Origin of the sequence: Serratia sp. BNK-33-b (assembly GCF_048684565.1) — a bacterium.
Taxonomy (GTDB): domain Bacteria; phylum Pseudomonadota; class Gammaproteobacteria; order Enterobacterales; family Enterobacteriaceae; genus Serratia; species Serratia marcescens.
Genome location: NZ_JBLQTZ010000001.1, coordinates 2,372,795 through 2,387,356 on the forward strand (window position 1 = coordinate 2,372,795; position 14,562 = coordinate 2,387,356).

The window sequence follows — 14,562 nt, forward strand, 5'->3', positions numbered from 1 at the left end:
CCCCATGTTTCGTGAACGTACCCTTGTTCTGCTGCGCCCCGCGCTGACCCTGATTGCCGTTTTGATCGCGGCAGGCGTGCTGTGGCAGCTTTATCTCTATTACACCTATGCCCCGCAAACGCGCGACGGCAAGATCCGCGCCGACGTGGTGCCGCTGGCCACGGATGTTTCCGGCAAGGTGGACGCCGTGCACATTCACGACAACCAGGTGGTGCATAAAGGGCAGCTGCTGCTCAGCCTGGACAAAGTACGGCTGCGCAATGCGCTGGATCAGGCCGAGGCCGCCGTTGAACGCGCCAACGTCCAGTTGGCGTCATCCCAGCGCGAAAACCGGCGCTATCAGGCGCTGCAGTCGGCTATTTCACAGCAGGAACGCGACAATCGCCGCGATGCCCAATCGCTGGCAAAGGCCAATCTGGATCAGGCCCTGGCGGATCGGGCGCTGGCGCGCATCAACCTGCAGCGCGCCGATCTCTATGCGCCGGTGGATGGCGTGATCACCAACTTCTCCCTGCGCCCCGGCGCTTACGCGACCGCCGGTCAGCCGATCATGGCGTTGGTGGATTCCAACAGTTTCTACATCGCCGGATACTTCGAAGAGACCAAGCTGGGCCGCATCCAGAACGGTGACAAGGTGGTGATCCGCATCATGGGGGAACGGCAGCCGCTGTATGGCCACGTCGACGGGCTTTCCGCCGGCATCAACGACAGCGAGCGCACCACCGCCGCCGGCAATCTGCTCGCCAACGTCAACCCGACATTCAGCTGGATCCGTCTGGCGCAGCGCATCCCGGTGCGCATCGCGATCGACACCATTCCCCACGGCGTCGAGCTGATCGCCGGCCGCACGGCGACGGTCAGTTTAAGCGAAACTCATTAAGCCTGTCCCTCCGGCGTCAAACCGGCGATCAGCGCCTGAAGCAAGGCGCTGACTTTCGGCTGAGCCCGGCGGCTTTTCAGCCAGACCACGTTGATCGGCAGGCCGTCGGTCGCCAGATGCGGCAACACCTCGGCCAACGCCCCCTCCTCTAGCTGCCGTTTGACCAGCCAGGTCGGTAACTGAGCGATGCCGTGCCCCGCCAGCACCGCCGTCAGTTGCCCCTCCGCATCGCCAATGGCCACCCGCGGCGTCAGCGTTCTTCGCTCTACCGGCTGGGCACCGCTTCCCGAGAAATGCCAGGGCGTCTGCATGCCTTCGTTTTCCTGATACAGCACGCAGTGATGATGCGCCAATTCAGCGGCGGTGGTGGGTTCACCCTGTCGCTTCAGGTATCCGGGCGCGGCGCAGAAGATATGCCGCTGCTTACCAAGGTAGTGATGCCCCAGCGTATTTGGCCACACATCCGAACCGCCGATACGCACCAGGATATCGATGCCTTCACTGACCGGATCGGCGAAGCGGTCCGTAAACGTGATATGCGGCACCAGCAACGGGTGATCCTCAATACATCGCAAGATCACCGGCAGCGCATGCAAACGGCCAAAGGAAGCGGGAAGATCGATGCGCACCCTGCCGCGCGGCTCGGCGCTTTCCGCCTGCATCGCCAGTTCGGCCTCTTCCAGCTCGGCCAACACGCCGGTACAGGTGCGATAAAATTGGGTGCCGGCGTCGGTCAGCGCCAGCCGCCGCGTGGTGCGCTGGAACAGCTTCGTCTGTAATCGGCTTTCCAGCCGGGCGATCCCTTTGCTGACGGCAGAAGCGGTCAGGTTCAGGCGTTCCGCCGCCAGCGTAAAGCTGCCCATATCGGCCACGCAAACAAACAGACCGATCCCTTTAAGACGTTCGGAAGAAAACATTCCCCTGCCTTATTGATGAATTTAGTTCCCGCAACTCGGTAATTTATAGCGCAAATCATGATTTTTATTCCTATAGACTTTCCCTCACAGCGTTAAAAACCGCAAGAGGTAAGTTATGAAGAACAAGAAGCCCCAGATCCTGATCACCGGCGCCACCGGCCAGATAGGCGGTGCGACCCTGCGTCTTTTACAATCCCAGGCAGAGATCGAGCCGGTTGCCGCCGTGCGCTCTCCCGCCAAGGCGGCGCCCTTCGAAAAACTGGGTATCCGCACCGTCCAGCTCGATTTTGATCGGGAAGAGACTCTGGCACCGGCGCTGGCCGGCATCGAGCGCGTATTTCTGGCCACTGGCTACACGGTGGACATGCTGCGGCAAAGCAAGGTGTTTCTCGATCGCGCGCGCCAGGCCGGCGTACGGCATGTCGTGCACCTCGGCGCCTGCGGCCGTGACGACACCAGCGTCGCGCACTGGGCCTGGCACCAGCTCATCGAGCGTTACATCGAGTGGTCGGGATTTTCTTTCACCCACCTGCGGCCGGAGTGCTTTATGCAGAACCTGCTCAACTACGACGGCGTACCGGCGGTGAAAAACGGCGTGATCCGGCAATATACCGGCGATGCGCCGTTCAGCTGGGTGGACGGCGACGATGTAGCGCAGGCGGCGGCGCTGGCGCTGCTGCACCCCGAGCGGCACGGCGGCCAAACCTACCGCATGGGCTATGACGTTAAATCCTACTGCGAGATCGCTGCCATGATGACGGAAGAGCTGGGGCAGCCGTTCCGCTATGAAGCGCAAGATCCGCAGGTTTTTCTGGATGAGATGCGCGCGACGGGCGCCGAAATGGCCTACATGAGCTGCGTCTACGACAATTTTCGCCGCATAGCGGCTCGCGATATCCCAGGCGTCGATGAGGTTTTCGATAATTTCCCGCAGATCGCGGGGAGAGAGCCGATGCGGCTAAGGGCGTTTATCCGCAAGCACCGTGACAAGCTGGCCTACTGAGCCTCGCAAGGTTCGCCGGCCAAAACCGGCGAGCCTTCCTTTTCCCTCCCGCCACGCCGTTACAGCATCCACTCGATCGGCAGCCAGCCGGCCACGGTGAGAATAATGCGTTTTACCCAGCCGGCGCCGGGCTCTTGCTGATGCACCTCGGTGTGGCCGTCTTCGAAGGCTTCTTTCCACACCATTTTGCCCTCGGGCGTCAGCACCGGGCGGTAGGCGGCGTACTCGAGCGGGCCATCAAACAGTTGGCGGGTGTCGGCCGCCAGCGTCGGGCTGTCGATCAAGAAGCCCATTTCGCAGTTCAGGTGCGCCGAGCGCGGATCGAAATTGAACGAACCGATAAACACCCGCTTATCATCGATGGCGAAGGTTTTCGCGTGCAGCGCCGCGCCGGACAGCCCCAGCGGCTTGAGTTCCTTGCGCCCGGTCGGTTGACCGGCGCGCAGCTTCAGCTCGAACAGTTCGACGCCCGCCTGCAGCAGCTCACGCCGGTATTTGGCGTAGCCGGCATGCACCACCAGCACGTCGGTGGTGTTCATCGCGTTGGTCAGCACGCGTATGGACTTCCCCTGTTTGGCAAGCGATTCAAAGAAGCTCGCCCCTTCCCGCCCCGGCACGAAATAGGCGGAAACCAGATCCAGCTGCCGGCCGACGCCGCCGATGATCTTGCCGAGCTGCGTCACCATCAACCGATCGCGCGACGCCTTGCCCAGCCCTTTCGCCGGATCGTCGGCCACCAGCTCTACCTGGGTGAATTCCGGCTGGACGGCGCCATCGCGAAAGCGCACCGCGCTGGTTTCCAGCTGCACCGCCAATTTGCGGGCCCGCTCGCTGCTTTCGGTCGCGGTGGCCTGCGTCAGGAAGGCAGAAAGATTACCTTTGCCACGGATAATCTGCTCAACGCCGAACACCGACGCGCTGTTCCAGTAGCGATCGAACACCTCGGCCGTTTCTGCCACTACGCTGCCGACGCTCAGCACGTCGAGATCGAGGAAATAGTTTTCGTCGCCGACCTGGAAATACTCGTCGCCAATGTTGCGGCCGCCGATGATCGCCACGGCGCCGTCGACGATGTAAGACTTGTTATGCATGCGCCGATTCATGCGCATAAAGTCAAAGGCGTAGCCGGCCAGCTTCGGCGTGCGCACGGTTGATGGGTTGAACAGGCGGATCTCGACGTTTTCCTGGGCGTTCAGCGCCGCCAGGGTCTCGTCCATGGCGACGCCGTTATCGTCCAGCAGCAGCCGCACGCGCACGCCGCGTTGGGCGGCGTCATACAGGGTTTTCAGCAGGATCTGCCCGGAGGTGTCGTTATGCCAGATGTAGTACTGGGCGTCGATCGACCTTTCCGCCATCCGCGCCAACGCCAGGCGGCTGGCGAACGCATCGTGCCCGCTGGCCAGCGGCACCACGCCGCTCAGGCCTGGATGCGCCGCCATCAGTTCGGCGGCCCTCGCCGGTAACTGGGCGGCAGGATCCGCCGGCAACGCCGCCTGCGGCAGACGCTGGGAAATATCCGGCAAACGAAAGAGGACTCTTGCCGCAATAATGGCGATCGTCACGGCGAGAATCAGATACACGACAATTTTTATCACGGGAAGCGGCCTCGGAGGTTGACTGCTTTGCTTTATACGTCATTAGGTTGCTTCAATCTATAGGAGAAGCGCGCTATGCCATAAGGCTATAGCGTAAAGCGCGAAGGCGAAACGCCAAACAATTTTTTGAACGCCACCGAATAGGCGCTGTGACTCTCGTAACCGCTTTCGAAGGCGGCGTGGATGATCGAGTTGCCGGCCAGTAGCAGCGGAATGGACGACAGCAGCCGCAGACGTTGTTTCCACTGGCCGAAGGTGATGCCGGTTTGTTGACTGAAATGGCGTTGAAAGGTCTTGACGCTGATCGACAGTGAATCGGCCCAGGCCTCAATACCGCGTTCGTCGGCCGGCGTGATGACCAACTGCCGGCAAATTTCGGCCATTCTCGCCTCTGCCGGCCAAGGCAGATGCAGCGCCAGCTGCGGCTGCAGGCTCAGTTCCTCCAGGAACAACGCTCTGAGCAGCGCATTGCGTTTGGTCTCCGGCCCTTCAGGCGCCAGCGTCGCCAACTGGGCGATCAGTTCTCGCAACAGCGGTGAAACCTGTAATACGCCGTCGCGCAGCGGCAAACGCGCGGCGGTGATTTCATCGACCAAAATCCCGTAAACGCAGATGTTGCTCTGCATGACGATCTGATGTTCTACCCCCGGCCGCAACCAAACCGCGGTGGTGGGCGGCACGATCCAGCGCCCGCTGCTCGCCTCGACCGCCATAACGCCCTGTTGCGAATAGAGCAAATGACAGCGTTTATGCGAGTGGTAAGGAATGACGAAGCCCGCCGGATAGTGTTTCACCAGCCCCGTCACCTCGAACGAGGAATTTTCGTGGCTGCTGAGGTCGATGCGTTTCGTTTCGGCGTTGTCGACTTCGAATCCCATGATCGTTTGTCCCTTTTGATAACGCGAATGTCTTTTATTTGATAGAGGGACCGCATGATCCTCCATATAGTGACGTTCTCGCAAGCCACACCAGGGGCCTTATGCGAAGAAACTCACTATTTACACCAAAATTTCATCGTTCTGCGTAAAACGGAGGCGATGACGTTGCGCATGCGCTGCGCGATGGCGGCTCGTTGCGGGGGCGACGCGGCCGAAAGTGATGGAGAGGGAAAGCGCGGTGGCATAAATCAGGAGGTGTATGCATCAATCAGCAGGTAGCTCGGCCTGGGGGGCGGCTTAATGCTGAAGGGATAGGGAGAGCGCCTAGGCTCTCCTCCATCCAACGTGGTTATCTCATCAACGGGCCAACTCGGCGCCGTCCAGCTCGGAAATCGCCAGACAAATCACTTCCGTGATGGCCTGTACCGTATAAGCGGTATTGGCAGGAATGATCAACATCTCATGGGGTTGCAACGTCTGATCGTCAACCTTCAGTTCACCGCTCAGCACCATCAGTTTCACCCAGCCCGGGTGAAAACGCGTCGGTTGTCGGCTGCCCGCATCCAGCTTCAGCAACGCCGTATGGCCAGGCGTCTCCCGTTTCAAAATGTGAAAGTGTACCCCATCGTAAGGCATGTTTTCGTAATGCAGTGACGCCAGTGTTCTCTTATGCATGGTAAGTGTCCTCGTGACCGGTGAGTAGCTGCTCCGCCTTCGGTCGCCGTAAAAACGATTGGCGGCTGTCCCTACCGAAAGCACAGGCTCGCAGCCTCTTGGCGAACGGATTAACTGTCGTACTTGCAGCGGCCCGATCGACCGCCGTTTCATGCCTAACCTGCCTCAGGCATGCTACTAAATATATAAGAGCATCGCCGACGGCGCAAAAAACCGCTGCAAGGTTGAGCGCATTACGGTGCTGATCCGTAGTCGGAAAACCTGAACGGCGAGACCAATGCGCCGTCTGCCGGAGATCGCGATGATCTCCCCCCTTCACACCCCATCATTAATAAATCGCGCCGGGCGATAAGCGTGCGGAATGGCGGGGTTAACGCCATGCAGCAGCTCGTCGCCGATCAGCCGACCAAGCGTCGGTGCGCACATCACGGCCGGATGCATCACCGCCACATAGAGGCAGGTGGCGCCCAGCGGCCCGACGATGGGATAACCGTCGCGCGGCCGGGGGCGCATCCCCACCGCACACGCCTGCAGTTGCAAGGGCGCCGTGCCTGACAGACGCCCTTCAATCGCCGATTGCGCTTCGCCCTCCACGCGGTTTTCATCGCCGTGCGCAGGATAATCCTCCGCCGCCAGCAGATCGCCATTTTGCGCATGACGCACTTCGATGTCGTCGCCCGCAATCAGCGTGTTCACCACCTGCGCCGCCGCGTGATAGCGTAACAAAATGGCCGGCGACGCCTCGATCGGCAGCGAGAATCCGCTGCCGTCCAGCAGCGCCGAGATCCCCGTACCGCAGGCGAGCACCACCCGATCGGCGGCAATCGCGCCTTCCTCGGTAACGATGCCGATGATCTGCCCGTCTTCACGCAAAAATCCGCTGACGGTTCGCCCCAGGAGCAACTCCCCGCCCCACGAGCGAACGCATTCGAGCAACCGCTGTGTCACGTCTTGCGGATCGACGGCGCCGTCACGCGCCGCAAAATACGCTTGGCTATCGGGCTGCCTGAGCCCCGGTTCCAGCACTGTCACCTCGGCGGAGGGCAAAAGCCGATTATCGGGGTTTTGCGTCGCCGGCGCCTGGCCATAGCTGAGCGCGCCGGACCAATTCACCCAGAGATCCGGGATCTCCTGCGCCAGGCGTATCCAGTCAGCCACGATCTCGCGCCGCAGAAACGCGTCGGGAGCACCCTCAAGCACGCCTTCGCTGATCCAGCCGAACGAGCGGCCTGTGGCTCCCGCCGCGGGATGCGCCTGCTCAACGACGATAACGTGCTGCCCTTGGCGCGCGAGATGATAGGCGATCGATGCGCCGACAATCCCGGCGCCCACGATGACCATGCGTGATGATGTTCCATTCATTTAATGATCTCCGAACCTCATTTCACGTGTTGTCGCCAAAGCAACCCTGCCGCCAGGCAGGCTACCCCGCCGCCGCAGGCCAACACGGCATAAGACGTGCCCCAGCTCTGGGTGGTATCCATCACGACGCCAAAGGATAACGGGGCGAACGAACCGATGCCGAACCCCAGCAACGATCGCCAGCCCATCACGCTACCGAGCTGTTGCGGCGGCACGTTGTCCGCCATCGCCGCCGACAGCACGCCGGAGTCGCCGAGAATAAAGAAACTGCCGATGCTGACGAACAGCAGCGTCCAGCCTGGCCCCCAGTTCGCCGACCACCCCATCAGCAGCGATCCCAACGCGCCCGCGGCGCCCATAAACATCAACACCGATGCACGATTGAAATAGTCGGAAACGGTGCCGACAATCAGCGTGGCGATCATGCCGGCCAGGTGGATCACCGCCGCGACGATCAATCCTGCGCTGAGCGGATCCAGAGAGAAAACGCTCAACGCCTCGCTGACCAGGCTGGGCGCCCAGGCCCAGTTCCCGAGCAGTTCCCAGCTGTGAGCGATATACCCGATCAGCAACAGCAGGGTCGCATAGGTGATAGCATAGCTTTCTCGTTTCGTCTTCCTTCCCAGCGTGCGCGGTTGCGGTTCCTGATAACCGACCAGGGCCAACGAACCCGCCAGCGCCCCCAGTAACGCACCGGCGGCGCACAGGGAAAACGCCACGCCGGCGCCCCAGCGCATGGCGCTCCAACCGGCGATGAAAACCGACAGAAAATACCCCAACGAACTGGCCGCCAGGATCATGCCGATGGCGTAACCGCGTCGGGCCGGGCCGTTCATCCCCATCGCTAACAGCAGCGCCGGCGTATAGGCGCCGCCCTGCGTCAGGCCGACGAAGGCCATCAACACCAGCGCACCGATATACGAATGGGCAAACACGGCGAACAGCATCAGCGCACCGGCGCCCAGCCAGGAAAACAGCAGATACACGCGACGCGCGCCCAGCGAATCACACCACCAGGAAGCCACCAGCAACGCCAGGGCGTTGGTCAGGCTGAACACCGTCTGCACCGTACCGGCGGAGGCGGCGTCGAGCTGCCACTCGCTTCTGATGGTCGGCAGCGCGCCGGCAAACATCATGGTGCCCAGGCAGAGGCCAGCCCGGCTCACGCAAAGCAAAAAGAAAGCTCGCATTTCAGCGCCGCCTCCCTGCCAACCGCAGGGTGCGGATAACGCCATTAACACACATGACCGATAGCCAAAAGATCCGCATCATAAACTCAGCAATCAGAAGGAAATGCCTCATCATAGTGAGCAAAATCAACGGCTGACAAACGATCTTTCCTCCCTCATTTGGTTGAGCTAGACTCAACCTATGAAAAAAATCCACTCCCTGCCGCACCTGTCCGCTTTCGAAGCCGCCGCCCGTCTCGGCAGCTTCAGCGCCGCTGCGGATGAGCTGTTTCTCACCACCGGCGCGGTCAGCCGCCATATTCGCAGTCTCGAAGCACAGCTGGGGGTCACGCTGTTTTATCGCGGACACAAATCCGTGCGGCTGACGCAGGCCGGCGAGAATTTTTCCCGCACCGCATCTCGGGTGATAAGCGAACTGTATGCCGCGGAAAGCGCGCTGAAAGCGAGCGCCGGTCGGCAACGGCTGGTGGTGCACAGCCTGCCGACGTTCACCATGCACTGGCTGATGCCGAAACTGGCGACGTTCAACGAGATTCATCCGGAGGTCGCGGTTGATATCACCACCGCCACTGGGGCCGTCGATCGCAATATGCCGTTTGATCTGGCGATCAGGCGCGACCCCGCGCACTTCTCAGGGCTGAAGGCGATCCCTTTTTTGCAGGAAGACAGCCTGCTGGTCTGCAGCCAGAGCTATTTGCGCACCATGCCGATCGGTGCGCCAGACAATCTGGCCGGGCATACAGCCATTCGCATCCGCGCCCGGGAGGATTTGTGGCGCAGCTGGTTGAATACCTATCCGACGGCGCTGGACGCCTCGCCGCCGCCGCTAACGCTCGACCATACCTTCGCCGCCATTCAGGCGGCCGAAGACGGCCTGGGACTGGCCGTCGTGCCTTACCTGTTCTGCGCCAAACATCTGTCGTCCGGTCGGCTGGTGTCGCCCTTCCCGGCGTTGACGATTCGAACCGGCGTTTATTCCCTGCTGCTGCGCGATCGGGACGATGAGGTCGTGAGAAAGTTCGCCGCCTGGCTGCAGACGTTCCAGGCCTAAGCGCCGTATTGGATCCCGTCGCAAAAGCGCACCGCGCTAACGGTATTTCTCAGGCGTGCAGCGTCAGGCCTTTTATCGCCTTATCCACCGCTTTCTTCGGCCCGCGCAGCGCCAGGCCAACCAAATCCAGGTTGTCCGCGTCTTCGGCGAGAAAAACCTGCCGGTTGGCTGCATCGTGCCCGGTCGAGAACATGGCGTGCACATAGGGGATCAGCGTCAATTCCCGTTCCAGCCCTTTGCGATGCGCATTTTGCAGGCCCGGCAGATCCGCGGCGAAAATCAGCATCGGCTGCCCGGAAATGCCGCCGTAGCGCCTGCCTTGCGCATCCACGTAACATTCGCCGATGATCTCCGGGGCGGCGGCGGCGATGCCCGTCGCCAGAAAGGCCACCACGTTCAGCCGCTGCCAGGTTTGCAGATCGTCGCGCACGATAAACGCTATCTTGGTATCAAACATGTTTCGCTCTACTCCGTTGTGCTCTTAAAAGCGCATCATCGGCGATGAGCGAGTCAGCGGTATAGAACGTTTGTGCACTGCCGTTGATAGGCCGCCGGCGATAAACGGTAGGCGCGCCGGAACCAGCGGCCCAAATGACTTTGGTCGGCAAAGCCTACCCGCATGGCGACCTGCGCCGGCTCTTCCCCCTGCGCCAGTAACAGTCGCGCGGCACGCAGCCTCAGCCGGATCAGGTAAGCATGCGGCGACTGGCCGAAAGCGCGGGTGAATTGGCGAGTCAGACGGAAACGATCCAGGCCGCACTGAAGCGCAAGTTCCTCCAGACTGGGATTATCCGCCATGTGCTCGTGCAAGTAGTCCCGTAAACGATTCATCTCAATCAAAGCGTCATCGCGTTGGGACGTTGGCCTGACGCGTATATGCCGCGCCAAAAGCGTCAGCAGTTGGTCCAGGCTTTGATCGCGCGCCAGCCGGCCTTCCCTCTGATGCAACGCAAAAAAAGCCTGTTGTATCGCGGTCGCCAGCATCGGATCGTCGGTCAACGTGCTGTGGAAGGCGCCTTCCAGCACTGAAGCGTCCCCCAATCCGCGGCGCTGCATCGCGTCGGAGACCCAGCGCTGCGGCAGATAAAGCATCGCATAGGTAAACCCTTCGGCCTGCGGCGCATGGCCATCGTGCACCGCGCCCGGCTCGATCAGCATGGCGCGCCCCGGCCGGCTGGTGTGCAGCGAGCGGTGGCAATTGAAACGCTGCAAGCCCTGCTGCGTGACGCCCACCAGCATTTCATCATGATCGTGAGGATCGTAGGCATGCCCCTGAAAGTGGGCGTTGACGCTCTCAATACCCGTTTCGTCATCGCGCCGCAGTTCGAGCCAGTCTGTATGTTGATGATTGGACGCCATGCAATTAATCCGGAGTTCTGCTCACAGGAAAAGAAAAACAGCTTACCCTGAGACCGCCACCGTTGCACGCTCACAGCTCGCAGATGGCATAAGTGCCCTTTCCGGCCGATTTCGCCTGATACATCGCGCCGTCGGCACGGGTCAACAGCATCTCCTCCGTCACATCGCCGCGTGGAGAAATGGCCGCGCCGATGCTGGCGGAAAGCCGTACCTTCTGCGGCCCGATCTGCGTAATTTTGGCCAGTTGCGCCAACACGTTTTCGCAAAATTCGCTGACCTCGCGCCGCGGATCCGTCAACGGCCACAGGATCACCGTGAACTCGTCACCGGCCAGGCGCGAGACGCTGTGGTGCTCGCCTGCGCAGGCGCTGAGCAATGTGGCGAATGTCTTCAGGATCGCGTCGCCGAAGTCATGACCATAGCTGTCGTTAAGGGTTTTGAACCCGTCGAGATCGATAAACAACAGCGCCATCTGCCGCTGATGGCAACAGGCCTGCAGCGTGCCCGACAACCGGCGCCGAAACGCGCGTCGATTGGTCAATCCAGTCAGCATGTCATGGGTTGCGTCATATTCCAGCCGCTGCTGCAGCCGCTTCAACTCGGTAATGTCCATGGACAGAATGTAAAACCCCTGCGTTTCGCACGGCACCAGCGTGGTGTGGATCATCAGCAGTCCCTTTTGGGTCTGGAGCTCATTTTCAAAGCTCACCATTTCCCCCGCCAAGGCCCTGTCTATCATCGGTTTCGCTATCTGATAAACGTTCTCCCCCATAAAATCGCGCACCGTCATTCCTCTGAGGCGGCTTTCTTCCAGGCCAAACCAGGTTTTGTAGGCGCTGTTGGCGAACAGGTAGCGTTCATTGCCGTCGATCTGGCTGATCAACGCCGGCATATTGTCAGTAATGGCGCGCAGGCGTTCCTTCTCCGCGCTGAGCTGATATTCGGCGAGCACCCGGGTTTCAATCTCTTCGTTGAGTTTCTTGACGACCACGTTCAGCTCCCGCGTGCGGATTTCGACGCGTTGTTCCAGCTCGTGTTGCAGAGCGAACAGATCGGCCTCCGCCGCCTTGCGCTCGCTGATATCGACGATAACCGAGATGAAATGATCCGGTTTACCGTTAGGCAGCCGATTTAACGCCACCGTCAGCTGCACCCAGACGATCGAGCCGTCGGCGCGGAAATAACGTTTCTCCAGCGAGTAAGTGCTGATCTCGTTTCTCAGCAGCTGCTGCAGTTTTTCCAGATCGGTGTTGAGATCGAGCGGATAGGTAATGTCCTGAAAAGTGCGATCCATCAGCTCGCGCTCGGAATAGCGCAACATTTCGCAGATGCGCGGATTGACCCGCAGCCAATACCCCTGCAGCGACACCAGCGCCATCCCTACCGCCGCCTGGGCGAAAGTCTGTTCGAACAGGGCTTCCGAGCGTTGCAGATTGGACTTCAGGTTTTCGGTATAGACGTGGCGTTCAATGCTCTGCAAATACTCCTCCACCACGGCGGCGAAGTCGTGCAGGTCGGCCAGTTGTTCCGGGGAAAACGGCTGCGGCTGACTGTCGATAATGCACAGGGTGCCGAGCGGCAACCCGTCGAGCGACAGCAGCGGTTGCCCAACGTAGAAACCGATCCGCGGTCCGCCAATCACCAGCGGATTATCAAAAAAGCGCGGATCGTTGGCGGTATCGGGCACCACCAGCGCTTCGCGTTGCAAGATAGCATGGCCGCAAAACGAGATATTGCGCGGCGTTTCCCGGGCATCCAGACCGTAACGCGATAAAAACCATTGACGATCCCGGTCGATCAATGACACCAACGCGATGGTCACGCCGAAGTATTTCGCCGCCAGCCGCGTGATGCGATCCAGTTTCTCCACCGAGTTTGAATCCAGCACGTTCAGCGAATTCAATACCGACAGGCGTTCAGCTTCGTTTTCGGGGAAGCAGGGTTCGAGCATGTTGTCTCCCAATGTGTCACCGACGGACCCGGCATAGCCGGCGTGAGTCCGTTCAGCGTTTTCGTCGGTTAGCGGCAAATATCCTTGTCCATCATAGACTCACTCAGTATCAATCCGATTGCGCATTCTCGCCAGCTTTGCCGGGCGTTGCGTTTGCCACCGCGCTGCGCTACAGTCGCTCACAAGGTGATGGTGTTCCACCTTTCCCAACCGCCGCGTTCGCTCGAACCGGATGATGACGCCTGATATACAACTTCGCTTTATTTTTTAGGCAGGTATGTCAGGAGTCGCTATGAATGAAATCTCACGTTTTACCCCTTTTCCGCCACAGCCTGATCTCACCGTGCGGGAAATGCCGCTGTACGTTTTCGGCCATAAAAATCCCGACAGCGACAGCATCTGCAGCACGCTGGTGGTCGCGGACTGGCTCAATCACCTCGGCAAACCGGCCGTCGCTTTCCGCCTTGGCGAGCTGACGCCGGAAACCCGCTACATACTGGCCGCCGCCGGCGTACAAGCGCCTCCGCTGCTGAAAGGCGATCTCCGTGACCGTAAAGTCTGGCTGGTCGATTTTACCGACGTCGAACAAGGGCCGGCCTCATTGCCCGACAGCGATGTGGTCGGCGTTATCGACCATCACCGGCTGGGCACGTTAATCACCCGCAACCCGCCCGATGTCTGGGTTCGCGCCGTCGGCTGTTGCGCCACCGTGATCCTGCAGATCCTGGCGGCGGAAAGGCCGATGCCGCTTTCTTCCGCCCAGGCCACGCTGCTGCTGGGCGCGATTTTGAGCGATACCGTTGCGCTGAGCGCGCCGACCACCACCGAACTGGATCGGCTGGCGGTCTCGCGGTTGCGCGCAATTTCTCACGTTGACTATGACGCCTTCACCGCCGGACTGCTGGCCGCCAAAACCGATCTTTCGGGGGTATCCGCCGCGCAGTTGCTGCAGCGCGATGCCAAGAATTATCGCATCCATAGCGTCTCGCTGCTGCTGTCGCAGATAGAAGTGCGGGCCATGAGCGACATCGATCCGCTGTTGCCCGCGCTGCAACAGGCGCTTGAACACGCGAAGCAGGAAGCCGGGCTGGCGATGGCCGCGCTATTGGTCACCGATATCACCTGCCGTCGCTCCACCCTGTATTTCTCGCCGAACCGGGTGCTCGACATTCGTCAGGTGTCGCTGCCCGGCATGACGAGCCGGAAAAAAGAGGTTTTACCGTGGTTAACCCGCCAGATCGCTAACGCAGGGAGATAAGTCATGCCGCTCTACCAACATGCTTTACTGCTGGTGCAGGATGAACGCGACGGCCGGCTGCTGTTGCGTCATGCCGAACGCCTCAATCAGCAGATGAATACGCGCATTACCGTGGCGCACATCAGCGCCGACTATGCCGAGCTGGACTACCTCAGCGATTCGCTGACCAAAGATCGCCAGTCCAGCGAGGTGATCGCCGCCAAAGCCATGCTCAGCCGTCTGGTGGAAGACTGCTCAATCCCCCTGGAGGTGCGCGCAATTGTCAGCATCCATCGCTTCAAAGACGTCGAAGCCCTGATTGCCCGCGAAGGGGTCGATCTGTTGCTGCTCGGCCATCAGAACCGTCCGTTCGGCGTCTTTGCCTCCTTCGGCTTCGAGTTCATTAACCATTTGTCGATCGACGTGCTGATAAAGCACGTGCCCACTCCCTAGAATGAGGTGAT

The 14,562-nt window shown here is 60.4% G+C and carries 14 protein-coding genes and 1 riboswitch; of the genes, 5 read left to right on the top strand and 9 right to left on the bottom strand.

Annotated features, from left to right (window positions below; genetic code table 11):
- The first annotated feature begins 4 nt into the window (after positions 1 to 4).
- Entirely contained in the window at positions 5 to 880 is an 876-nt protein-coding gene (locus tag ACMGGK_RS11285; RefSeq protein ID WP_033648322.1) for an HlyD family secretion protein, read from the top strand.
- Here ACMGGK_RS11285 and ACMGGK_RS11290 read toward each other — a convergent pair.
- The gene (locus ACMGGK_RS11290) at positions 877 to 1,797 is read right to left on the bottom strand and encodes a LysR family transcriptional regulator (protein WP_420276901.1); all 921 of its coding nucleotides are present in this window, start codon (positions 1,795 to 1,797) and stop codon (positions 877 to 879) included. The two genes, ACMGGK_RS11285 and ACMGGK_RS11290, sit on opposite strands and share 4 nt — an antisense overlap.
- Before the next feature lie 115 nt (positions 1,798 to 1,912).
- Between ACMGGK_RS11290 and ACMGGK_RS11295 the strand changes: the two genes are divergently transcribed.
- Complete coding sequence (locus tag ACMGGK_RS11295) at positions 1,913 to 2,800, top strand: SDR family oxidoreductase (protein WP_420276902.1); 888 nt, start codon at positions 1,913 to 1,915, stop codon at positions 2,798 to 2,800.
- 59 nt (positions 2,801 to 2,859) lie between these two features.
- Here the strand turns inward: ACMGGK_RS11295 and ACMGGK_RS11300 are convergent, their stop codons facing one another.
- The 5 genes from ACMGGK_RS11300 to ACMGGK_RS11320 all read right to left on the bottom strand — a co-directional run bounded on the left by ACMGGK_RS11300 (position 2,860) and on the right by ACMGGK_RS11320 (position 8,500).
- Complete coding sequence (locus ACMGGK_RS11300; protein WP_420278074.1) at positions 2,860 to 4,323, bottom strand: phospholipase D family protein; 1,464 nt, start codon at positions 4,321 to 4,323, stop codon at positions 2,860 to 2,862.
- A gap of 158 nt (positions 4,324 to 4,481) precedes the next feature.
- The gene (locus ACMGGK_RS11305; protein WP_110146997.1) at positions 4,482 to 5,273 is read right to left on the bottom strand and encodes an AraC family transcriptional regulator; all 792 of its coding nucleotides are present in this window, start codon (positions 5,271 to 5,273) and stop codon (positions 4,482 to 4,484) included.
- Positions 5,274 to 5,630: 357 nt separating this feature from the next.
- Positions 5,631 to 5,948: a cupin domain-containing protein gene (locus ACMGGK_RS11310; RefSeq protein WP_420276903.1), complete on the bottom strand. Its 318-nt coding sequence runs from the start codon at positions 5,946 to 5,948 to the stop codon at positions 5,631 to 5,633.
- Positions 5,949 to 6,263: 315 nt separating this feature from the next.
- The gene (locus ACMGGK_RS11315) at positions 6,264 to 7,310 is read right to left on the bottom strand and encodes an NAD(P)/FAD-dependent oxidoreductase (protein WP_049299221.1); all 1,047 of its coding nucleotides are present in this window, start codon (positions 7,308 to 7,310) and stop codon (positions 6,264 to 6,266) included.
- A gap of 17 nt (positions 7,311 to 7,327) precedes the next feature.
- Positions 7,328 to 8,500 (bottom strand): MFS transporter, encoded by a 1,173-nt coding sequence (locus ACMGGK_RS11320; RefSeq protein ID WP_260966782.1) that lies wholly within the window; start codon positions 8,498 to 8,500, stop codon positions 7,328 to 7,330.
- Positions 8,501 to 8,681: 181 nt separating this feature from the next.
- Between ACMGGK_RS11320 and ACMGGK_RS11325 the strand changes: the two genes are divergently transcribed.
- Complete coding sequence (locus tag ACMGGK_RS11325) at positions 8,682 to 9,551, top strand: LysR substrate-binding domain-containing protein (protein ID WP_016927730.1); 870 nt, start codon at positions 8,682 to 8,684, stop codon at positions 9,549 to 9,551.
- Positions 9,552 to 9,600: 49 nt separating this feature from the next.
- Here ACMGGK_RS11325 and ACMGGK_RS11330 read toward each other — a convergent pair whose 3' ends face one another.
- The 3 genes from ACMGGK_RS11330 to ACMGGK_RS11340 all read right to left on the bottom strand — a co-directional run bounded on the left by ACMGGK_RS11330 (position 9,601) and on the right by ACMGGK_RS11340 (position 12,861).
- Positions 9,601 to 10,008 (bottom strand): DUF2000 family protein, encoded by a 408-nt coding sequence (locus ACMGGK_RS11330; protein ID WP_016927731.1) that lies wholly within the window; start codon positions 10,006 to 10,008, stop codon positions 9,601 to 9,603.
- 53 nt (positions 10,009 to 10,061) lie between these two features.
- Positions 10,062 to 10,910, bottom strand: a complete 849-nt coding sequence (locus tag ACMGGK_RS11335; protein ID WP_016927732.1) for an AraC family transcriptional regulator — start codon at positions 10,908 to 10,910, stop codon at positions 10,062 to 10,064.
- A 70-nt stretch (positions 10,911 to 10,980) separates the two neighbouring features.
- Positions 10,981 to 12,861: a diguanylate cyclase domain-containing protein gene (locus ACMGGK_RS11340; RefSeq protein WP_049299216.1), complete on the bottom strand. Its 1,881-nt coding sequence runs from the start codon at positions 12,859 to 12,861 to the stop codon at positions 10,981 to 10,983.
- A 176-nt stretch (positions 12,862 to 13,037) separates the two neighbouring features.
- Positions 13,038 to 13,113: riboswitch (Fluoride riboswitch) on the top strand.
- Between the two features lie 40 nt (positions 13,114 to 13,153).
- Between ACMGGK_RS11340 and ACMGGK_RS11345 the strand changes: the two genes are divergently transcribed.
- Both ACMGGK_RS11345 and ACMGGK_RS11350 read left to right on the top strand, forming a co-directional pair.
- Entirely contained in the window at positions 13,154 to 14,119 is a 966-nt protein-coding gene (locus tag ACMGGK_RS11345) for a DHHA2 domain-containing protein (protein ID WP_420276904.1), read from the top strand.
- A gap of 3 nt (positions 14,120 to 14,122) precedes the next feature.
- On the top strand, positions 14,123 to 14,551 hold the full coding sequence (locus ACMGGK_RS11350; RefSeq protein WP_016927735.1) for a hypothetical protein: 429 nt from the start codon (positions 14,123 to 14,125) through the stop codon (positions 14,549 to 14,551).
- Positions 14,552 to 14,562 lie beyond the last annotated feature (11 nt).

Bases quoted from the DNA above. Each gene is read 5' to 3' on its own strand.
- ACMGGK_RS11285 (WP_033648322.1), top strand. From the start codon at position 5: ATGTTTCGTGAACGTACCCTTGTTCTGCTGCGCCCCGCGCTGACCCTG.
- ACMGGK_RS11290 (WP_420276901.1), bottom strand. From the start codon at position 1,797: ATGTTTTCTTCCGAACGTCTTAAAGGGATCGGTCTGTTTGTTTGCGTG.
- ACMGGK_RS11295 (WP_420276902.1), top strand. From the start codon at position 1,913: ATGAAGAACAAGAAGCCCCAGATCCTGATCACCGGCGCCACCGGCCAG.
- ACMGGK_RS11305 (WP_110146997.1), bottom strand. From the start codon at position 5,273: ATGGGATTCGAAGTCGACAACGCCGAAACGAAACGCATCGACCTCAGC.
- ACMGGK_RS11310 (WP_420276903.1), bottom strand. From the start codon at position 5,948: ATGCATAAGAGAACACTGGCGTCACTGCATTACGAAAACATGCCTTAC.
- ACMGGK_RS11315 (WP_049299221.1), bottom strand. From the start codon at position 7,310: ATGAATGGAACATCATCACGCATGGTCATCGTGGGCGCCGGGATTGTC.
- ACMGGK_RS11320 (WP_260966782.1), bottom strand. From the start codon at position 8,500: ATGCGAGCTTTCTTTTTGCTTTGCGTGAGCCGGGCTGGCCTCTGCCTG.
- ACMGGK_RS11325 (WP_016927730.1), top strand. From the start codon at position 8,682: ATGAAAAAAATCCACTCCCTGCCGCACCTGTCCGCTTTCGAAGCCGCC.
- ACMGGK_RS11330 (WP_016927731.1), bottom strand. From the start codon at position 10,008: ATGTTTGATACCAAGATAGCGTTTATCGTGCGCGACGATCTGCAAACC.
- ACMGGK_RS11335 (WP_016927732.1), bottom strand. From the start codon at position 10,910: ATGGCGTCCAATCATCAACATACAGACTGGCTCGAACTGCGGCGCGAT.
- ACMGGK_RS11340 (WP_049299216.1), bottom strand. From the start codon at position 12,861: ATGCTCGAACCCTGCTTCCCCGAAAACGAAGCTGAACGCCTGTCGGTA.
- ACMGGK_RS11345 (WP_420276904.1), top strand. From the start codon at position 13,154: ATGAATGAAATCTCACGTTTTACCCCTTTTCCGCCACAGCCTGATCTC.
- ACMGGK_RS11350 (WP_016927735.1), top strand. From the start codon at position 14,123: ATGCCGCTCTACCAACATGCTTTACTGCTGGTGCAGGATGAACGCGAC.